The sequence below is a fragment of the Pseudomonas fluorescens genome (assembly GCF_003732425.1).
Lineage (GTDB): Bacteria > Pseudomonadota > Gammaproteobacteria > Pseudomonadales > Pseudomonadaceae > Aquipseudomonas > Aquipseudomonas fluorescens_BE.
The window spans coordinates 1-18,840 of record NZ_MOBX01000016.1 but is presented as its reverse complement, the minus strand read 5'-3'; the positions used below and the strand labels follow the sequence as shown (position 1 = coordinate 18,840).

General features: G+C 58.2%; 19 protein-coding genes. 9 read left to right on the top strand and 10 right to left on the bottom strand.

The annotated features are described in order from the left end of the window. Positions 1 to 29: 29 nt before the first annotated feature. Positions 30 to 1,937 carry an esterase EstP gene (gene estP / locus BK670_RS25710; RefSeq protein ID WP_123453993.1) on the bottom strand — a complete coding sequence of 636 codons (1,908 nt, stop codon included), beginning with the start codon at positions 1,935 to 1,937 and terminating at the stop codon, positions 30 to 32. 408 nt (positions 1,938 to 2,345) lie between these two features. Between estP and BK670_RS25705 the strand changes: the two genes are divergently transcribed. The 4 genes from BK670_RS25705 (at position 2,346) to BK670_RS25690 (ending at position 5,672) form a co-directional block, all read left to right on the top strand. Further along, positions 2,346 to 2,939, top strand: a complete 594-nt coding sequence (locus BK670_RS25705) for an aminodeoxychorismate/anthranilate synthase component II (RefSeq protein WP_123453991.1) — start codon at positions 2,346 to 2,348, stop codon at positions 2,937 to 2,939. Positions 2,940 to 2,948: 9 nt separating this feature from the next. Further along, positions 2,949 to 3,998 (top strand): anthranilate phosphoribosyltransferase, encoded by a 1,050-nt coding sequence (trpD, locus tag BK670_RS25700; protein WP_095050325.1) that lies wholly within the window; start codon positions 2,949 to 2,951, stop codon positions 3,996 to 3,998. Continuing rightward, positions 3,995 to 4,831 carry an indole-3-glycerol phosphate synthase TrpC gene (gene trpC, locus BK670_RS25695; RefSeq protein WP_123453989.1) on the top strand — a complete coding sequence of 279 codons (837 nt, stop codon included), beginning with the start codon at positions 3,995 to 3,997 and terminating at the stop codon, positions 4,829 to 4,831. Before trpD ends, trpC begins: the two co-directional genes overlap by 4 nt. A gap of 139 nt (positions 4,832 to 4,970) precedes the next feature. Then, positions 4,971 to 5,672, top strand: a complete 702-nt coding sequence (locus tag BK670_RS25690; RefSeq protein ID WP_123453987.1) for a lipoate--protein ligase family protein — start codon at positions 4,971 to 4,973, stop codon at positions 5,670 to 5,672. A gap of 9 nt (positions 5,673 to 5,681) precedes the next feature. Here the strand turns inward: BK670_RS25690 and crp are convergent, their stop codons facing one another. Continuing rightward, positions 5,682 to 6,326 (bottom strand): cAMP-activated global transcriptional regulator CRP, encoded by a 645-nt coding sequence (gene crp, locus BK670_RS25685; protein WP_008088598.1) that lies wholly within the window; start codon positions 6,324 to 6,326, stop codon positions 5,682 to 5,684. Positions 6,327 to 6,562: 236 nt separating this feature from the next. Between crp and BK670_RS25680 the strand changes: the two genes are divergently transcribed. Continuing rightward, on the top strand, positions 6,563 to 6,985 hold the full coding sequence (locus BK670_RS25680) for an OsmC family protein (protein ID WP_003228794.1): 423 nt from the start codon (positions 6,563 to 6,565) through the stop codon (positions 6,983 to 6,985). 237 nt (positions 6,986 to 7,222) lie between these two features. Continuing rightward, on the top strand, positions 7,223 to 8,017 hold the full coding sequence (gene speD / locus BK670_RS25675) for an adenosylmethionine decarboxylase (protein ID WP_016983471.1): 795 nt from the start codon (positions 7,223 to 7,225) through the stop codon (positions 8,015 to 8,017). A gap of 118 nt (positions 8,018 to 8,135) precedes the next feature. Here speD and coq7 read toward each other — a convergent pair whose 3' ends face one another. The 6 genes from coq7 to hemJ all read right to left on the bottom strand — a co-directional run bounded on the left by coq7 (position 8,136) and on the right by hemJ (position 12,709). Continuing rightward, on the bottom strand, positions 8,136 to 8,783 hold the full coding sequence (gene coq7, locus BK670_RS25670; protein ID WP_123453985.1) for a 2-polyprenyl-3-methyl-6-methoxy-1,4-benzoquinone monooxygenase: 648 nt from the start codon (positions 8,781 to 8,783) through the stop codon (positions 8,136 to 8,138). A 197-nt stretch (positions 8,784 to 8,980) separates the two neighbouring features. Then, positions 8,981 to 9,319, bottom strand: coding sequence for a histidine triad nucleotide-binding protein (locus BK670_RS25665; protein WP_003228789.1), 339 nt, complete (start codon positions 9,317 to 9,319; stop codon positions 8,981 to 8,983). Between the two features lie 80 nt (positions 9,320 to 9,399). Beyond that, a complete protein-coding gene (locus tag BK670_RS25660) occupies positions 9,400 to 10,188 on the bottom strand; it encodes an SDR family NAD(P)-dependent oxidoreductase (RefSeq protein ID WP_016983469.1) in 789 nt (262 codons plus the stop codon). A 61-nt stretch (positions 10,189 to 10,249) separates the two neighbouring features. Next, on the bottom strand, positions 10,250 to 11,200 hold the full coding sequence (locus tag BK670_RS25655; RefSeq protein ID WP_123453983.1) for a DUF805 domain-containing protein: 951 nt from the start codon (positions 11,198 to 11,200) through the stop codon (positions 10,250 to 10,252). 78 nt (positions 11,201 to 11,278) lie between these two features. Further along, positions 11,279 to 12,247: an NAD(P)H-dependent flavin oxidoreductase gene (locus BK670_RS25650; protein WP_123453981.1), complete on the bottom strand. Its 969-nt coding sequence runs from the start codon at positions 12,245 to 12,247 to the stop codon at positions 11,279 to 11,281. A 33-nt stretch (positions 12,248 to 12,280) separates the two neighbouring features. Further along, a complete protein-coding gene (gene hemJ / locus BK670_RS25645; protein WP_123453979.1) occupies positions 12,281 to 12,709 on the bottom strand; it encodes a protoporphyrinogen oxidase HemJ in 429 nt (142 codons plus the stop codon). Between the two features lie 134 nt (positions 12,710 to 12,843). On the opposite strand from hemJ, the gene argC reads away from it, so the two are divergent. After that, a complete protein-coding gene (gene argC, locus BK670_RS25640; protein ID WP_016983465.1) occupies positions 12,844 to 13,878 on the top strand; it encodes an N-acetyl-gamma-glutamyl-phosphate reductase in 1,035 nt (344 codons plus the stop codon). 168 nt (positions 13,879 to 14,046) lie between these two features. Then, entirely contained in the window at positions 14,047 to 14,397 is a 351-nt protein-coding gene (erpA, locus tag BK670_RS25635) for an iron-sulfur cluster insertion protein ErpA (protein ID WP_008077999.1), read from the top strand. Between the two features lie 71 nt (positions 14,398 to 14,468). On the opposite strand, the gene BK670_RS25630 is transcribed toward erpA, so the two are convergent. Next, entirely contained in the window at positions 14,469 to 15,560 is a 1,092-nt protein-coding gene (locus BK670_RS25630) for an anhydro-N-acetylmuramic acid kinase (protein ID WP_123453976.1), read from the bottom strand. A 3-nt stretch (positions 15,561 to 15,563) separates the two neighbouring features. Further along, positions 15,564 to 16,988 carry a peptidoglycan DD-metalloendopeptidase family protein gene (locus BK670_RS25625; RefSeq protein ID WP_123453974.1) on the bottom strand — a complete coding sequence of 475 codons (1,425 nt, stop codon included), beginning with the start codon at positions 16,986 to 16,988 and terminating at the stop codon, positions 15,564 to 15,566. A 213-nt stretch (positions 16,989 to 17,201) separates the two neighbouring features. Here BK670_RS25625 and tyrS point away from each other — a divergent pair, with 213 nt between their 5' ends. Next, positions 17,202 to 18,401: a tyrosine--tRNA ligase gene (gene tyrS / locus BK670_RS25615; RefSeq protein ID WP_123453972.1), complete on the top strand. Its 1,200-nt coding sequence runs from the start codon at positions 17,202 to 17,204 to the stop codon at positions 18,399 to 18,401. Positions 18,402 to 18,840: the final 439 nt, after the last annotated feature.

Here is an 18,840-nt window from a genome sequence, read left to right as displayed (position 1 = left end):
GAGGGCGCCGCTTTTTTTGTGCCTGGGATTTAGAAGTCCAGAACGACCCCGACGTTAACGCCCTGCTGGGTAAAGTCATCATCCTTGCGCAACGAGTAACCGCCGCGCAGGGCCAGATCCGGCGTGAGCTTGTGGCTGACGCCCAGACTCAAGCGGTTCAAATGACTTTGTGGCGTATAGCCCTCAAGTGTGAAGTCATTCGCCGGCAAGGTATTGAGCGCGATGTTGACCTTCTGCACGTCATCTTCGTACTCACGCTCGTGGGCGTACTCGCCGAACACCTGAGTTTGCGGGGTGATGTTGTATTTGCCCTGCAAGCCCAGGCCAAGACGTTTCGAGTCGCGGGTCTGATCATCGAAGGTCAGCGCCGTGGCGCGGTTGCTCTTCTCGGAATAGCCATCGACATCAACGCTGGCGTAGTCGGCGCTGACAAATGGCGACAGGTGCCACGCGCTGCCCGGCTGGGCGATGTCGTAACCGACGCGGGCGCTGAAGGCCCAGAGGCTACCGTCAGTGTCGCCTTTTTCCGCGCCTTCGCTCACGCCCAGATCAAACTGGCGCTTGAGGTTGTCGTAGTCGAGTTTGCCGCCGGTCAACGCCGCGTCAGCCCACCAGCGGTTTTGCTGGAATTGGGCAAATGCCGTGGCCATGTAGCTGTTGAGTTTGTAGTCCGAATCGTTATGACCGGCCTCCAGATTCTGTCGGTAGAAACCGCCCGCCACACCGACGCGCCACGCTTCATTCAAGCGGTAGCTGCCGCCGACGTTGAGGTTGTAACCGCTGCCATCGGCGCCGGCGCCGCTGCTTTGGCTGTCGACATCCAGATGTTGGCCGCCCGCCGAAACAATCGCCCGCCATTGGCCGACCGCTTGCCAGTTTTCCCAGTCCGCCTGCCATTGGTTGCGCAGTTCATCCTGATGCGCGCGCAGCGTGGCGTGGGCCATTTCTGGTAGCAGCGTCAGTTCCCACGGCGCGGCGAGCAAGGAATAGGCGTAGTCGGAAATCAGCTTTTGCCCGGCCTCGGTCGGGTGCACACCGTCGTTGTAAATCAGCTTGGTCGGGTCCGGTGTTGCACTGTTGATCCCGTAACGGGCGTTCTCGGTGCAGCTGCTGCCACTGAAGCAGGTTGCGGTCAGGTTCTGATCGGTCGCCAGGCCAAAGCGGCCAGGATCGGCAAATACCTCCGACAGCAGTACCGGAATGTTCAGCGGAATGACCTCGGCGTTGATCCCTTGCAGGCGAGTAACCAGCTGGTTGTTGAACTGCGTGGCGAGCTGGCTGCTGAAGGCTTGCAGCGGCGTACCGTTGATTGCTGGCGTCAGGCCGACATCAGGCAACAGCCAGACCATCACGTATTTGGCACCGGCGGTTTGCAGGGTCTGCACGCTGTCGGCGAGTCGATCTGCCGCCGCGTTGGCCTGGGGCAGGCTGAGAATCCGGCCTTGCAGGAAGTCGTTACCGCCGCCGGAAATGTAATACAGCGCATTCGGGTCGGCGCGGAAGCCGTTCGAGGGCAGGTAGCCGGCGCGGGTGCGTTCACCGGTGGCGGATTGCGTGGTGATCGAATCGAGAATCTGGTCGGTGCGATAGCCGCCGACCGCCCAGTTGTTGCCGTCCGGCTGGCCGTTGTCGGCGCGCACGGCGGAACTGGAAGAGGCTGTCTGGTCTGGCGAAAAGCCAAGGCGTCCACCGAGCAACTGCGTGGAATTCAATGAATACAGTTCACCGCTGCCATTCTGATAGATCGGGCCGGTACGGTTGGTGTAGCGCTCGGTGGAGCCGGCCGGGCCGCCGGTGTCGGTAAAGGTCCCGGCATCGTTCAGGCTGTCGCCGAAAACAATGAAATTCGAATAAGGATTGGGTGCTGCATTCGCTTGGGCGCAGGCCAATGCGAGCAGGCAGCCGGCCAGCGGTACAAACAACGTCTGTTTGATCATGAGCAAGTCCGTTTAGTTATTGTTGTAGGTGAACGAAACGACAGTACCAAAAACTCCCGGCGTTTTGCCATCGGTCGCGAATCCTCCCCCGGTTTTATCTCCCGCAGCCCCGGCCATATTGCACGCTCCGCCCAGCTAAGTTACTGTGCCGGAACGTATGAACGAGACCTTCCCCGTGTTGATCACCAGCAAACTTCTGGATCAAGTCATCAAGGCACACGCCCGCTGGCGTTGGCGCGCCTGAATCTTTTCTGCCGGCCCCGCCGGATCTGTATCGCTTTGCCTTCCTTGCCTGTTTGAAATGCCGCTGTGCCGACGCGTCCTCCTGCGTCCGACATCGTGCAGCGCCCTGCGGGCAAGTGATCTGAAGGCTGTTTTCAAATCAGAATTCAAGAGGTTCGACACGCCATGTTGCTGATGATCGACAACTACGACTCCTTTACTTACAACGTTGTGCAATACCTCGGCGAGCTGGGTGCCGAAGTCAAAGTGGTGCGCAACGACGAACTGACCATCGCTGAAATCGAAGCGCTCAAGCCTGAGCGCATCGTGGTGTCCCCCGGCCCATGCACGCCGACCGAAGCCGGCATCTCCATTGATGCGATCAAGCACTTTGCCGGCAAGCTGCCGATTCTCGGCGTCTGCCTCGGCCACCAGTCCATTGGCCAAGCCTTTGGCGGCGATGTCGTGCGGGCGCGTCAGGTGATGCACGGTAAGACTAGCCCGGTATTCCACGAGGACAAGGGCGTCTTTGCGGGCCTGAATCATCCGCTGACCGTCACCCGCTATCATTCGCTGATCGTCAAGCACGACACGTTGCCTGATTGCCTGGAACTGACCGCGTGGACCCAACACGATGACGGTTCGGTCGACGAAATCATGGGCCTGCGGCACAAGACCCTGAACATTGAGGGCGTACAGTTCCACCCCGAGTCGATCCTGACCGAGCAGGGCCATGAGCTGTTTGCCAACTTCCTCAAACAAACCGGCGGCACGCGCTAAGGACTTCCCATGAATATCAAGACAGCCCTGAGCCGTATCGTCGATCACCTCGACCTCAGCACCGATGAGATGCGCGATGTGATGCGCGAAATCATGACTGGCCAATGCACCGACGCGCAGATCGGCGCGTTCATGATGGCCATGCGCATGAAGAGCGAGAGCATCGACGAGATCGTCGGCGCCGTCTCGGTGATGCGCGAGCTGGCCGACCAGGTCGAACTGAAGACCCTCGACGGCGTGGTCGATGTGGTCGGCACCGGCGGTGACGGTGCAAACATCTTCAACGTGTCGACCGCCTCTTCGTTTGTCGTCGCGGCGGCCGGTTGCACCGTCGCCAAGCACGGCAACCGTGCGGTATCGGGCAAGAGCGGCAGTGCCGACTTGCTGGAAGCTGCCGGCATCTACCTGAACCTGACGCCGGTGCAGGTTGCCCGTTGCATCGACAATGTCGGCATCGGCTTCATGTTTGCCCAGACCCACCACAAAGCCATGAAGTACGCCGCCGGCCCGCGCCGCGATCTCGGCCTGCGCACACTGTTCAATATGCTCGGCCCGCTTACGAATCCGGCCGGTGTGAAACATCAGGTGGTGGGCGTGTTCACCCAGGCACTGTGCCGGCCATTGGCCGAAGTCTTGCAGCGCCTGGGCAGCAAGCATGTGCTGGTGGTGCATTCGAAGGACGGCCTGGACGAGTTCAGCCTCGCCGCACCGACTTTTGTTGCCGAACTGAAGAACAACGAAATCACCGAATATTGGGTCGAGCCGGAAGACCTCGGCATGAAGAGCCAGAGTCTGCACGGCCTCTCGGTCGAAGGCCCGGAAGCGTCGCTGGCGCTGATCCGTGATGCTCTCGGCAAGCGCAAAACCGAAAACGGCCAGAAAGCCGCCGAAATGATTGTGCTAAACGCCGGTGCCGCGCTGTACGCCGCCGACGTGGCGAGTAGTTTGAAACAGGGCGTTGAGCTTGCGCACGACGCCCTGCACACCGGTCTTGCTCGGGAAAAACTCGAGGAGCTGGGTGCATTTACCGCGGTATTCAAAGTGGAGAATGAGGGATGAGTGTACCGACGGTTCTGGAAAACATTCTGGCCCGCAAAGTCCAGGAAGTCGCCGAGCGTAGCGCTCGTGTGAGCCTGAGCGAGCTGGAAAGTCTGGCCAAGGCGGCCGATGCACCCCGTGGTTTTGCCCAGGCACTGCTGGCGCAGGCCAAGAAAAAGCAGCCAGCGGTGATCGCCGAAATCAAAAAGGCCTCGCCGAGCAAAGGCGTGATCCGCGAGAACTTCATCCCGGCCGACATCGCCAAAAGCTACGAGAAGGGCGGGGCGACCTGTCTGTCCGTGCTGACCGACATCGACTACTTCCAGGGCGCCGACGCCTACCTGCAACAGGCCCGTGCCGCGTGCAAACTGCCGGTGATCCGCAAGGACTTCATGATCGATCCTTACCAGATCGTCGAAGCCCGTGCCCTGGGCGCTGACTGTGTGCTGCTGATCGTCTCCGCACTGGATGACGTGAAAATGGCCGAACTGGCCTCTGTTGCCAAAAGCGTCGGTCTCGATGTGCTGGTCGAAGTGCACGACGGCGATGAACTGGAACGCGCGCTGAAAACCCTCGATACGCCGCTGGTCGGGGTCAACAACCGTAATCTGCACACCTTCGACGTCAGTCTGGAAACCACCCTCGACCTGCTGCCGCGCATTCCGCGTGATCGCTTGGTGATTACCGAGAGCGGCATCCTCAATCGTGCCGATGTCGAACTGATGGAAATCAGCGACGTGTATTCGTTCCTGGTCGGCGAAGCGTTCATGCGCGCGGAAAACCCGGGCACTGAACTGCAGCGTCTGTTCTTCCCGGAGCGTGGTACTTCGATCAGCGGTTCGACCCTCGACTGATAGTCTTTCAGACCGAGTCGACTCTTTCGCGAGCAGGCTCGCTCCCACATTCGGAATGCATTTCCCCCCTGTGGGAGCGAGCCTGCTCGCGAAGGGGCCATCGAAGCCGCTAAAGATTTCCATGTTGCCGGAGCCTTCCATGTCGCTGCCAATCCCCCTGACCATCGAAGCCGGCCTGCAAGCCGAACAGGACTTGCTGGCCTCGGTCTGCGCCGGCGACGCGGAATTCGGCCTGTTGTTCTGGCAACCCAGCGATCGCGCCTTGGTCATGCCGCGCCGCCTCAATCGTCTGCCCGGTTTCGACCATGCCTGCGAAATCTCCGCCGCCGCTGGCTGGCCAGTCCTGCTGCGTGAAACCGGCGGCGAACCCGTCCCGCAATCTGCCGCGACAATCAACATCGCCCTGGTCTATGCACCACCGCGCAGCGAAGGCGATCTGAACCGCATCGAAACCGGCTACCACCGTCTCTGCGATCCGATCTGTCAGTTACTGGATGAGTTGGGTGGCATATCATCGTTGGGTGAAATCGACGGTGCATTTTGCGACGGCCGTTTCAACGTCAACCTCGACGGCCGCAAAATGGTCGGTACGGCCCAGCGCTGGCGACAGAGTCAGGGCGGACAGCGTTCGGTCGGACTGGTGCACGGTGCGATGCTGATGGATAACGAACGAGAATCGATGGTTGCGGCGGTCAATCGCTTCAACGAAGCCTGTGGCCTTGAGCAGCGGGTGCGTGCGGAGAGCCACATTGCCCTGCACGAGAAATTCAACGCGCCACAGGCCTTGGCGCGTCTCGATGAGTTGTTTCATTTGATGCTGGCGCAGATTTATAGCGCCTGACTTTCGAGCTTAGCGCGTACCGAAGACCACCATGGTCTTGCCTTTCACATCGACCAGGTTACGTTCCTCAAGATCCTTGAGCACGCGACCGACCATCTCCCGCGAGCAGCCAACAATCCGGCCGATTTCCTGACGGGTCACCTTGATCTGCATGCCATCCGGGTGTGTCATCGCGTCCGGCTGCTTGCACAACTCCAGCAGGCAGCGTGCCACTCGGCCGGTCACGTCAAAGAACGCCAGATCGCCGACCTTGCGCGTAGTGTTGCGCAGGCGCTGTGCGATTTGTCCGCTGAGCACGTAAAGAATGTCTGGATCCTGTTGCGATAATTCGCGGAACTTGGCGTAGCTGATTTCCGCTGTTTCGCATTCGACCTTGGCCCGCACCCAGGCACTGCGTTCCTGCTCCTGGCCTGCTTGCTCGAACAGACCCAGTTCGCCAAAGAAATCCCCGGCGTTGAGGTACGCAATGATCATCTCGCGACCGTCGTCATCCTCGATCAGGATCGTTACCGAACCCTTGATGATGAAGTACAGCGTGTCCGAGCGATCGCCCGCACAGATGATGTTGCTCTTGGCAGCATGACGACGGCGCTGGCAATGCATCAACAGCTTGTCGAGGTTCTTGATTTTGGGTGTGGGGGTAATAGCAACCATGGTTGTATCCCGAAAAGACTGCACGGTGATGTTTGATTTTTTTATGAGGCGCTGAAGGCGGTCGCTACGCAGCTGACGTGGGCGCCAGCGAATTGGCGCCAGCTTAACAGACACTTCGTCGCAAATTCGAGAAATTACCTACAGCGCAGTAGCATCTGTCCTAGGAGCGTTGCTGGCTGTCCGGGCCAAGCCCTGTGCTAAGCTGGCGACCCTTTTTTTACAGTGGAGTCTGGGCGATGAAGGCACGCATCCAATGGGCTGGCGAAGCCATGTTCCTCGGCGAATCCGGTAGCGGTCATGTCGTGGTGATGGACGGTCCGCCGGACGCCGGTGGTCGTAATCTGGGTGTTCGTCCGATGGAAATGCTTCTGCTGGGTGTCGGCGGTTGCAGCAACTTCGACGTGGTCAGCATTCTGAAGAAGTCCCGCCAGGCCGTGGAAAGCTGCGAAGCCTTCCTCGAAGCCGAGCGCGCAACCGAAGATCCGAAGGTGTTCACCAAGATCCACATGCATTTCGTGGTCAAGGGCCGTGGCTTGAAAGAAGCGCAGGTCAAGCGCGCCATCGAACTGTCCGCCGAGAAATATTGCTCGGCCTCGATCATGCTTGGTGCGGCTGGGGTGGCGATCACCCACGACTACGAAATCGTCGAACTCGGTTGAACCGACATTCAACTATCATAAAAGCAGTGCAGACTCTGGCGATCCCCCGCTGACGTCTGCATAATGCGCCACTTTTTTCAGGGCAGTGATCGGTCAGCCGACAGGTCATCCGCCTGAACAGATAACCAAAATCGCCATCGCGAAGAGGTGTTAACCGTCCTACGCAGGTGCGTCGTTCGCACTTGACGGGCATGCTTGATCACGCGGCCGGGCCGCATACATAGAGAGTTTTTAACGGTGAAAAGCAAACTCAAGCTCCACGGGTTCAATAACCTGACAAAGACCTTGAGCTTCAACATCTATGACATCTGCTACGCGGAAACCCCGCAAGACCAGCAGGCTTACGTTGAGTACATCAATCAAGAGTACAACGCGAAACGCCTGACGCAGATTCTCACAGAAGTTGTCGAGATCATTGGTGCCAACATCCTGAACATTGCCAGTCAGGACTATGAACCTCAGGGCGCCAGCGTCACGATTCTGATTTCTGAAGAGCCGGTAACCCCGACTGAAAGCCAGATCGAAGAATCGCCGGGCCCGTTGCCCGAAATTATCCTGGCCCACCTCGACAAGAGTCACATCACGGTGCACACCTACCCGGAAATCCATCCGGACGACGGTATTGCAACCTTCCGTGTGGACATCGACGTGTCGACTTGTGGTGTCATCTCACCGCTGAAAGCGCTCAATTTCCTCATTCACCAGTTCGATTCGGACATCGTGACTGTGGATTATCGTGTGCGCGGCTTCACCCGTGACGTTGAAGGCAACAAGCACTTCATCGACCACGAGATCAACTCGATCCAGAACTACCTGTCCGAAGACACCCGCGACGCGTACCAGATGACCGACGTGAACGTGTATCAGGAAAACCTGTTCCACACCAAAATGCTGCTGAAGAACTTCGAACTGGATAACTACCTGTTCGGCGACGCCACCAGCAACCTGTCTCCCGAGCAGCGCGCTCAGGTGACCGACCGGGTGAAACACGAAATGCTCGAAATCTTCTACGCGCGCAACATGCCGACCTAAGATTCCCGGGCACAAAAAAAGGCGACTACTTCGCGGTAGTCGCCTTTTTTATGTCTGGAACACAGAACGCTGCAGGCCTTCGCCGCTCGCGATGAGGCCTTCAGCACCCACACAGTCCTCAGATCCGATAAGTACTCTTGGTCATCACCTTGGCCAACAGACTCATTCCGAACTTCACCGGCGCCGGAAAACGAAAACCCCCGGCGTCCAGCGCACTTTCCGCATGATGTTCTTCATCAATACGCATCTGCTCCAGAATCGCCCGGGACTTCTCATCCTCCGCCGGCAACTGTTCCAGGTGTTCGTTCAAGTGCTTGCACACCTGATGCTCGGTCGCCGCGACAAAACCGAGGCTGACCTTGTCGCTGATTAACCCGGCCACTGCGCCAATCCCGAACGACATCCCGTAAAACAGCGGATTGAGCACACTGGTATGGCTGCCCAGCTGGTGAATGCGCTGTTCGCACCACACCAGGTGATCAATCTCTTCTTCGGCCGCGTGCTCCATGGCTTCGCGAACCTGTGGCAGCTTGGCGGTCAGCGCCTGCCCCTGATACAGCGCCTGGGCGCAGACTTCACCGGTGTGGTTGATGCGCATCAGGCCGGCGACGTGGCGGGTGTCTTCGTCGCTCATTTGCGTGTCCGGTTGCAAAATCGCCGGCGACGGACGGTACGGCTGGCCACTGAAAGGCAGCAGAGTACGCATCGCGGCATCGGCTTGCAGCAGAAGACGGTCAATCGGCGAGTAGTGACGGTGGGTAGTCATGCTGACCTCCGGGAAGAATCTCGGCGGCCAGTTTAACTGAATCGGCCGGAGAAGGTTTGCGCTGGGTCATTTGCTGCGCGCGATGCGCTTTATGTAGGAGCTGCCGAAGGCTGCGATCTTTTGATCCTGTTTTTGATACCTCGAAGATCAAAAGATCGCAGCCCGCGGCAGCTCCTACACACAGGTCGCGGCGTGCCTTAGCCCGGTGGCCAGTTCATCTGGCGCTGTCCGAGTACGTGCATATGAATGTGATAGACGGTCTGCCCACCCTTTTCGTTGCAGTTCATCACCACTCGGAAACCTTCTTCGCAGCCCAGTTCCAACGCCAGACGCTGGGCAGTGAACAGAATATGCCCGGCCAGTGCCTTATCGTCTTCGGTCAGGTCATTGAGAGTGCGCACCGGTTTCTTCGGGATCACCAGGAAATGCACCGGTGCCTGAGGGGCGATATCGTGGAACGCCAGAACCTGGTCGTCCTCGTAAATGATCTTCGCCGGGATTTCCCGGTTGATGATCTTGGTGAACAGAGTATCCACTGCTGTTTTCTCCGTTGTTTGGGCTGGTCTGAGTGTACTCATGGGAAATGGTCCCGCCCAGTGATTTGCCGTAGGACAATTCAACGCGGGCAGTAAGCCTTGTTGACCATGCCGACGATGGTTCGATTGAGCCAGCGCGAGCCCAGTCGTGGCAAAAACGCGAACCAGCGGTTGCGCCGCCCCGGAATGATGATGGCGCGGTTCTTGTCGAGGGCGCGCACGGTGTACAGGGCGACTTCCTCGGGGCTCATCAACAATTTGCTGTCTTTGAGTTTGTCGCTGTTCAGCTGCGCCGTGCGGAAAAATGCCGTACGTGTCGGGCCGGGGCAGAGCACCGAAACCTTCACCGCACTTTGTTTGAGTTCGACCCGCAAGGCTTCGGAGAAGTGCAGCACATACGCCTTGCTGGCGTAGTAAGTGCTCATCCATGGGCCAGGATTGAAGGCGGCCACCGAGGCGACATTGAGAATCTGCCCGCCGCCCTGCAGCGCCATGCTGTTGCCGATGGCGTGACAGAGTCGGGTGAGGGCGAGGATGTTCACTTCGATGAGGTCCTGCTCGGTCATCCAGTCCTGCGCGAGAAACGGGCCGCAGGTGCCAATGCCGGCGCAATTGACCAGCAAGTCGATCTGCCGGTCACCTTCTTCCAGTTCCAGCAGGAAGCCGGACAGACGCAATGGCTCGCCCAGATCGCAGGCGCGGAACAGTACCTCGACGCCAAAGCGCTGAGTCAATTCGATCGCAATGCTTTCCAGCTGATCACGTTGGCGGGCCACCAGAATCAGGCTACGGCCGCGTCGGGCCAGCGCTTCGGCCAGTGCCAGGCCGATGCCGCTGGAGGCACCAGTGATCAGAGCGTAACGGGTCATGCAATTCTCCATCGCAACAGCTCCGCGCCGTCGACGCGGGTGTCACGGCGGGGAGCGCTGTTCATTCTTTCGCAGAGTCTACAGGGGCCGGCGCCGCTTCGGCGGCTTCGTCGGCGGAATCCACAGGTGATTGGGCTTCTACTTCGACTTCATCAGTGGTCACCGAGCCACTTTCGTAGCTGCTTTCCAGATTGCTTTCGTACTCCTGCTGGATCGCCGAAATCCCACCCAGCATGCCACCGGCAAAGATCAGCGCGAAGAACACGATCCACAGGGAGCACAGCACTTTCACGGCGGTGCTGTTGGGCGGCGGGGGAGGGCCATAGCGATTCGCGCCGGAGTTGCCCGGTACGACCATGATCACCAGCGGAAAGAAACTACCCACGAACGGCACCAGGTTCAGCAGCCAGAGCCAGCCCGACCAGCCGATATCGTGCAGACGCTGAACGCTGAACAGAATGCTGACAATCAGGAAGGCGATAAACAGGAAGAAGGCGAAGATCCCGCCGATGATCAGGCCGGTGGTGGAATCACCGCTGACCAGCCCCAGAGCCAGCAGAGCGAAGACGCCGACGATGGGCAGGGTCACCAGACTCAGGACCATTGTCCAGGCGAGAAAACGCAGGCGACCGATTCGCCCTTCGACGCTGAACGGCTTGAGGGTGGCGAACGCCGGCAGACTCTCGCCGACGTTGGCGCGCGGTGGTGCGTAAGGGGAGTCAGGTTCCGCCACGGCCGGAGCATGCTCATGCACATCGGCAAGGTTCAGCTCGATGGTTGTTTGCGCTTCGATGCGCGCATCGATCCCGGTCTTGCTCAGCGCTTGCAGATAGGCCTGCGCATCGCTGTGGGACAAATCACGTTTGAGTGCGACGACGCTGCCATTGAACAGGCGTTCAATCGCGGTAACGTCACTCTTGAACAAACGCGCCAGATTGAGTTTGGCTGTGGTGATATCGACACCGGGCTGTAGAGCACCGTCGAATACGATCTTGTAACGGGGTTCGCTCATGGCCGAGGCATCCTTGTCGCGAATGGATTGAAAGGTCAGCAGTGTAAGGTCAGTCCGTTGGGGCTGACCTGATTTTTCTTAGCGTGGCCAGCGTTGCGGTAGCCGGGCTGCGCGTTCCTGTGCCTGGCGATACTCGGCGTCCAGTCGTGCGATCAATTGATCCACACTCGGCAGGTCATCGATCTGTCCTACGCCTTGCCCGGCCGACCAGACGGTTTTCCAGGCTTTGGCTTCGTCGCTGATCGGTTTGAGCTTGTCACCGAAATTCACCTCGCCTTTGCCTTGCAGCGCAGCCATATCGAAACCGGCGGCCTCCAGGCTCTGACGCATAAAACTCGCCGGCACTCCCGAGACCGCTGGAGTATGAATGATGTCCGCAGCCTTGGCTGTCAGCAGCATCTCCTTGTAGGCGTCAGGCGCGTGACTTTCCGTGGTGCCGATAAATCGTGTACCGAAGTAGGCCAAATCCGCACCGAGCAGCTGTGTAGCGAGAATCTCATGACCGTGGTTCAGACATCCTGCAAGCAGCAGGGTTTTATCGAAAAACTCTCGGATCTCGGCGATCAGCGCAAACGGACTCCAGGTCCCGGCATGGCCACCGGCGCCGGCCGCCACGGCGATCAAACCGTCGACACCGGCCTCGGCCGCTTTCTCGGCATGTCGGCGAGTGGTGACGTCATGAAATACCAGGCCGCCATAGCTGTGCACCGCGTCGACCAACTCCTTCACCGCGCCGAGGCTGGTGATGACGATCGGCACTTTGTGTTCGACGCAGATGCTCAGATCGGCCTGCAAGCGCGGGTTGCTGCTATGGACGATCAGGTTCACCGCGTAGGGCGCCGGGTTGTCCAGAGTCGCCAGCCCCGCTTCAATCTGTTCCAGCCAGGCTTTGAATCCGCTGCTTTCGCGTTGATTCAGCGCCGGGAAGCTGCCGACCACGCCATTGCGGCAGCAGGCGAGCACCAGTTCCGGGTTGGAAATCAGGAACATCGGTGCTGCCACGACAGGCAGGCGCAGACGTTGTTCGAGCAGAGCGGGCAGCGACATTATGAACACCCCAAGGATCTGTATTTGTTGAAGTTAGAACGGCTTGACCACGACCAGAATTACGATAGCCAGCAATATCAGAACCGGCACTTCATTGAACCAGCGATAAAAGACATGGCTGCGGGTGTTTTCGCCACGGGCGAAACGCTTTACCTGGGCGCCGCACATGTGGTGGTAGCCGATCAGCAAGACGACCAGGGTCAGTTTGGCGTGAATCCAGCCGCCCATGCTGAAGATGCTCGGGTTCAGGTAAATCAGCCAGCCGCCGAAGATCAGCGTGGCGATCATCGCCGGGCCCATGATGCCGCGATACAACTTGCGTTCCATGACGCTGAAGCGTTCTTTGCTGATCGTGTCTTCGCTTTGCGCGTGGTAAACGAACAATCGCGGCAAGTAGAACAGCCCGGCAAACCAGCAAACGACGCTGACAATGTGCAACGCTTTGATCCATAGATAGAGCATTTTTGGTTATTCCCTCATTCACGGTAAGCCGGATAGTAGAGGCTTGAGCGTCCGCACGTCACCTTGACGGTTGTCGCAGGGCTGCGTGGCCCCTATTATCGACGGCTTTCCAGTGGGTTCTTTGAGGGCAGGTTATGGTCAAGGTCGGTATCGTCGGCGGCACGGGTTACACCGGTGTCGAACTGCTGCGTCTGTTGGCGCAGCATCCGCAGGCAGAAGTGGTGGTGATCACTTCCCGATCCGAGGCCGGTCTGGCCGTGGCTGACATGTACCCGAACCTGCGCGGCCACTACGACGGCCTGGCCTTCAGCGTGCCGGACATCAAGACCCTCGGGGCTTGCGACGTGGTGTTCTTCGCCACGCCGCACGGTGTGGCTCACGCATTGGCCGGTGAATTGCTGGCAGCGGGCACCAAGGTCATCGACCTGTCGGCCGACTTCCGTCTGCAAGACGCTGAAGAGTGGGCCAAGTGGTACGGTCAGCCGCACGGCGCGCCTGAGCTGTTGGACGAGGCGGTTTACGGTCTGCCGGAAGTCAATCGCGAGCAGATCAAAAAGGCTCGCCTGATCGCGGTGCCGGGTTGCTATCCGACCGCTACCCAGTTGGGTTTCCTGCCATTACTCGAGGCCGGTCTGGCGGATGCTTCGCGTTTGATCGCTGACTGCAAATCCGGTGTCAGTGGTGCCGGTCGCGGTGCGGCTGTCGGCTCGCTGTACTCCGAGACGTCGGAAAGCATGAAGGCCTACGCGGTCAAAGGTCACCGCCACCTGCCGGAAATTCGCCAGGGTCTGCGTCGTGCGGCAGGCAAGGACGTGGGGCTGACCTTCGTTCCGCACCTGACCCCGATGATTCGTGGCATTCACTCAACGCTCTACGCGACCGTGGTTGATCGCTCGGTGGATTTGCAGGCGCTGTTCGAAAAGCGTTATGCCAACGAACCGTTCGTCGATGTAATGCCGGCCGGCAGCCATCCGGAAACTCGTAGCGTGCGCGGTGCCAATGTTTGCCGTATCGCCGTTCACCGTCCGCAGGATGGCGATCTGGTGGTGGTGTTGTCGGTGATCGACAACCTGGTCAAAGGTGCGTCGGGTCAAGCGGTGCAGAACATGAACATTCTGTTCGGGCTGGATGAGCGTTTCGGCCTGTCCCACGCCGGTATGCTGCCGTAAGACTTTATCCGGCACAGCAAAAAGGCCCGTTGAACGGGCCTTTTTGCATTCAGAACCGGTGATCGGGTTTATTGATATACCGTAACAATAGTTGACCGATTTTCTCGGACAAGCGGATAATGCGCGTCATCACGCATTATGGCGGCGTAACGCCGGGAGATAGTCAGCATGAGCGTCGAATCCTTCACCCCCACGGCTTTGCAATTCACCCACGGTGCCGCGCACAAGGTGAAGAGCCTGGTCGATGAAGAGGGGAATGATCGCTTGAAGCTGCGCGTATTCGTTACGGGCGGCGGTTGTTCAGGGTTTCAGTACGGCTTCACCTTCGATGAAGATGTGGCCGAGGACGACACCATCGTCGAGCGCGAAGGCGTGAGCCTGGTGGTGGATCCGATGAGCTTCCAGTACCTGGCCGGTGCTGAAGTGGACTACCAGGAAGGTCTGGAAGGCTCGCGCTTCGTGATCAAGAACCCGAACGCCACCACGACGTGTGGTTGCGGATCTTCGTTCTCGATCTGATCGCTCTTCGCTTCAGATAACAAAACGCCGCAGAGCCTCACAGTTCTGCGGCGTTTTGCTGTGCGTGCTTTTTAAGCGGGGTAGATGGCCCCGAGTATCCGCAGCCCGCGTGCGCCGGTGACGCTTGGGCGGTTGGCGGCAATCCCTTCGAGGCAGCAATGGGCCAGCCAGGCGAAGGCCATGGCTTCGACCCAGTCCGGATCAACGCCGTGAGTGGCAGTGCTGGCGACTTTGGTGGTCGGCAGCAGCTCGGCCAGACGCTCCATCAGCGTGACGTTGTGCGCGCCACCGCCGCAGACCAACAACTCCTGAGTATCGGTTTGAGCGTTTTGCAGAGATTCAACGATCGTCAACGCGGTCAGCTCAAGCAAGGTGGCTTGCACGTTCTCGGCAGCAAAGGCTGGCAGGCGCGAGAGATGTTGTTCCAGCCAAGGCAGATTGAACACTTCGCGGCCGGTACTTTTCGGTCCCTTGGTGATGAAGAACGGATCGCTGAGAAGTGTGTGTAGCAGCGTCGGCTCCACTGAGCCTGTTTTTGCCCAGTCGCCATTGCAATCATAGTTTTTGCCGCGCTGCTGGTGAATCCAGGCGTCCATCAGCACATTCCCAGGGCCGCAGTCGAAACCGGCTACAGGTTTGGTCGGCTCAATCAGACTCAGATTACTGAAACCGCCGATATTCAACACGGCCTGGTTACCCGTACGCTCTTCAAACAACGCTTCATGAAATGCAGGCACCAGCGGGGCGCCCTGGCCACCGGCCGCCACATCGCGGCTGCGGAAGTCGCTGACTACGGTGATGCCGGTCAGTTCGGTCAGCAGAGCGGGGTTGCCGATCTGCACGGTGAAACCGCGTGCTGGTTCGTGGCGGATGGTCTGGCCGTGGCTGCCAATCGCACGAATGTCTCGTGGTTTGAGCTGCTGCTGATCGAGGAGTGTATGAATGCCCTGCGCCGCAAGCTTCACCCAGTTCTGCTGGGCAATGGCCGAGCGGGCGATTTCGTCAGGGCCGCTGGCGCACAAGGCAAGCAGCTCTGTGCGCAGGGATTCAGGCATGGGAATGTAATGCGTGGCGACTAGTGTGATCGCCGAGGTCTGTTCGATCAGGGCAATGTCCAGACCGTCGAGACTGGTTCCGGACATTACACCGATATAAAGAGCCATGGCTTAACGCTTGCTCGAAGCCAGCATGGTGGCCTTCTCTTGATCCATGCGCGCCATCAACGGCTGGCTCTGTGCAAGGAAGCGAGCACGTTCGGCTTTGGCAATCGGATCAGCCATTGGCAGCTTTTGGCCCAGCGGATCGACGTGAACGCCGTTGACCTGGAACTCATAGTGCAAGTGCGGGCCGGTGGACAGGCCAGTTGTGCCGATGTAACCGATAACCTGGCCTTGCTTGACGGTGCCGCCGGTCTTCACGCCTTTGGCGAAGCCCTGCATGTGGCCATACAGCGTGCGGTAGGTGTTGCCGTGCTGGATGATCACGGTATTGCCGTAGCCACCACGACGACCAGCCAGCAGTACTTTGCCGTCACCGGCAGCCTTGATTGGCGTACCGCGTGGCGCTGCGTAATCAACGCCTTTGTGGGCGCGGATCTTGTTGAGAATCGGGTGTTTGCGGCCCATGGAGAACTTCGAACTGATGCGGGCGAAGTCCACCGGCGTCCGGATGAACGCCTTACGCATGCTGTTGCCGTCAGCCGTGTAGTAGCTGCTGTTGCCTTGCTTGTTGGTGTAACGCACGGCGGTGTAGGTCTTGCCGCGGTTGGTGAAGCGGGCAGACAGGATAGGGCCATTGCCAACCGCTTTGCCATTCAGCACTTTCTGTTCGTAGATCACATCGAATTCGTCGCCTTGGCGGATGTCCTGAGCGAAGTCGACGTCGTAGCCAAAGACGCTGGCCATATCCATGGTCAGGCTGTGGGAGAGGCCGGCACGGGCTGCGGATTGTGAAAGCGAGCTGTTGATGACGCCGTGGACGTAAGCGGTGCGAACGGTCGGTTTTGCGGTAATCCGGTTGAAGGCATAACCCTTGTCATTCTTGGTCAGGGTAATGGTTTCGACATCACTGACCTTGCTGTGCAAGCTGGTCAGTTGGCCTTCAGGATTCAATTCAAATTCGAGTTTCTGGCCGTGCTTGAGCTGGCTGAACTGCTTGGCTTGTTTGTCGCTGGCCAGAACTTCATGGACGGACGCAGCCGGCAGGCCAACTTTTTCGAACAGGGTCGAAAGCGTATCGCCCTTGGCGACGACAACTTCACGATGCCCGGGGGCTTTCGGTTTTTCAGCAACAGGCGTCGGTGCCGGTGCTGCTTCAGCAGTCTCGGCAGCGTTTTCGTCAGTGTTTTCGATTTGTGCAAAGGGCGAGGCTACTGGCTCATTTGTGGCTTGAACCGCGTCAGCAGCGTCTTGATCGTGTGTCAGTTGTTCAGCAGGACTTTCCAGTTCAAGGCTCAGGGTCGTCTTTTTGGCTTCTACATCACTGGAAGGGAATACCAGGAGTGCCAGGCTGAGAAGAGCGGCGATTCCACTTGCGGCGAGCAGGTGGGTCTTCGGGTAAAGCGGCGGCGCTTTAGACTGTTCTGTGGTCATAAGTAATTTTTGACTTTGAAAAATGATGAATTGGAAAAGATGAATGACATGATGAAGATGAAATAACTGTATAAAATATAACCAAATCATCTCTGAAGCAAGTCTACAGACATTGCGTCTGTGGATTGGTGTCCGTGCGCCGGGCAAACCTTGTAATTGGTGCACGATCTTGTATGGTTGGTTCCCTTTGAATCTGAGCCTTGCGGGTCTGTTATGAAGTCGGTTGAAGAGCAGCTAGCGCTGATTAAACGTGGTGCGGAAGAACTGTTGGTCGAGTCCGAGCTGGTCGAGAAGCTCAAGCGCGGCCAACCGCTGCGTATCAAGGCTGGTTTCGATCCGACCGCTCCGGATCTGCACTTGGGGCACACGGTGCTTATTAATAAGCTGCGCCAGTTTCAGGAGTTGGGTCATCAGGTAATCTTCCTTATAGGTGACTTCACCGGGATGATCGGTGATCCGAGCGGCAAGAGCGCTACGCGTCCTCCACTGACTCGCGAGCAGGTTCTGGAAAACGCCGAGACCTACAAGACTCAGGTGTTCAAGATTCTTGATCCGGCGAAAACCGAAGTCGCGTTCAACTCCACCTGGATGGACAAGATGGGTCCGGCGGACTTTATTCGCCTCACTTCGCAGTACACCGTCGCGCGCATGCTTGAGCGTGATGACTTCGATAAGCGCTATACCACCAATCAGCCAATCGCTATTCACGAGTTCCTCTATCCGCTGGTTCAGGGTTACGACTCGGTAGCTCTGCGTGCGGATGTCGAGCTGGGTGGTACTGATCAGAAATTCAACTTGCTGATGGGGCGTGAGTTGCAGCGTGGTTATGGGCAAGAGGCTCAATGCATTCTGACCATGCCGCTGCTCGAAGGTCTGGATGGCGTGAAGAAGATGTCCAAGTCCTTGGGTAACTACGTCGGTATCCAGGAAGCACCGGGCGTCATGTATAGCAAGCTGGTTTCGATCCCGGATGCATTGATGTGGCGTTACTTCGAGCTGCTCAGCTTTCGCTCGATGGATGAGATCAATGCATTGCGCGCCGATGTTGAGGCGGGCGCCAATCCGCGCGATGTCAAAATCAAGCTGGCGGAAGAGATCGTTGCGCGCTTCCATGGGGAAGAGGCTGCGGCCAGTGCTCATCGTGCAGCGGGTAACCGTATGAAGGATGGTGAGTTGCCGGACGATCTGCCGGAGATCGAGTTGGCTTCTGCTGAGGACATGCCGATCGCGGCCGTCCTTAATAAGGCAGGGTTGGTGAAGAACTCGGCGGCGGCGCGTGATCTGTTGGCGTCGGGTGGTGTGCGCGTCGATGGTGCGGTTGTTGATCGCTCCTTTATATATGTACTGGGCGCAACCCACGTTTGCCAGGCGGGCAAGAAGGCGTTTGCGCGTATCACTCTGAAAACTGAGTGATTGCTGAAAATAAGTGTTGACGGCGAATTTCAGATGTCTATAATTCGCCCCCACTTCCGGCGCAGTCGAAACGGAAAACTCCTTGAGATTCAATGAGTTATGTAGGTTTCGACAGTGAGTTGCTTCAGTTCATCGAAGCCAAAAAGAAGTTGAAAAAGAGGTGTTGACAGCAGCGTGTAACGCTGTAGAATTCGCCTCCCGCTGACGAGAGATCGGAAGCGCAAGTGGTTGAAGTTGTTGAAGAAATCTTCGAAAACTTCTGAAAATAATCACTTGACAGCAAATGAGGCTGCTGTAGAATGCGCGCCTCGGTTGAGACGAAAGATCTTAACCAACCGCTCTTTAACAACTGAATCAAGCAATTCGTGTGGGTGCTTGTGGAGTCAGACTGATAGTCAACAAGATTATCAGCATCACAAGTTACTCCGCGAGAAATCAA

Excerpts from the sequence above, each read along its gene's own strand:
- BK670_RS25630 (WP_123453976.1), bottom strand. The coding sequence starts at position 15,560 with ATGGCTCTTTATATCGGTGTAATGTCCGGAACCAGTCTCGACGGTCTG.
- trpC (WP_123453989.1), top strand. The coding sequence starts at position 3,995 with ATGAGTGTACCGACGGTTCTGGAAAACATTCTGGCCCGCAAAGTCCAG.
- coq7 (WP_123453985.1), bottom strand. The coding sequence starts at position 8,783 with ATGACTACCCACCGTCACTACTCGCCGATTGACCGTCTTCTGCTGCAA.
- crp (WP_008088598.1), bottom strand. The coding sequence starts at position 6,326 with ATGGTTGCTATTACCCCCACACCCAAAATCAAGAACCTCGACAAGCTG.
- BK670_RS25625 (WP_123453974.1), bottom strand. The coding sequence starts at position 16,988 with ATGACCACAGAACAGTCTAAAGCGCCGCCGCTTTACCCGAAGACCCAC.
- tyrS (WP_123453972.1), top strand. The coding sequence starts at position 17,202 with ATGAAGTCGGTTGAAGAGCAGCTAGCGCTGATTAAACGTGGTGCGGAA.
- argC (WP_016983465.1), top strand. The coding sequence starts at position 12,844 with ATGGTCAAGGTCGGTATCGTCGGCGGCACGGGTTACACCGGTGTCGAA.
- BK670_RS25650 (WP_123453981.1), bottom strand. The coding sequence starts at position 12,247 with ATGTCGCTGCCCGCTCTGCTCGAACAACGTCTGCGCCTGCCTGTCGTG.
- BK670_RS25680 (WP_003228794.1), top strand. The coding sequence starts at position 6,563 with ATGAAGGCACGCATCCAATGGGCTGGCGAAGCCATGTTCCTCGGCGAA.
- BK670_RS25705 (WP_123453991.1), top strand. The coding sequence starts at position 2,346 with ATGTTGCTGATGATCGACAACTACGACTCCTTTACTTACAACGTTGTG.
- erpA (WP_008077999.1), top strand. The coding sequence starts at position 14,047 with ATGAGCGTCGAATCCTTCACCCCCACGGCTTTGCAATTCACCCACGGT.
- estP (WP_123453993.1), bottom strand. The coding sequence starts at position 1,937 with ATGATCAAACAGACGTTGTTTGTACCGCTGGCCGGCTGCCTGCTCGCA.
- BK670_RS25690 (WP_123453987.1), top strand. The coding sequence starts at position 4,971 with ATGTCGCTGCCAATCCCCCTGACCATCGAAGCCGGCCTGCAAGCCGAA.
- trpD (WP_095050325.1), top strand. The coding sequence starts at position 2,949 with ATGAATATCAAGACAGCCCTGAGCCGTATCGTCGATCACCTCGACCTC.
- BK670_RS25655 (WP_123453983.1), bottom strand. The coding sequence starts at position 11,200 with ATGAGCGAACCCCGTTACAAGATCGTATTCGACGGTGCTCTACAGCCC.
- hemJ (WP_123453979.1), bottom strand. The coding sequence starts at position 12,709 with ATGCTCTATCTATGGATCAAAGCGTTGCACATTGTCAGCGTCGTTTGC.
- BK670_RS25660 (WP_016983469.1), bottom strand. The coding sequence starts at position 10,188 with ATGACCCGTTACGCTCTGATCACTGGTGCCTCCAGCGGCATCGGCCTG.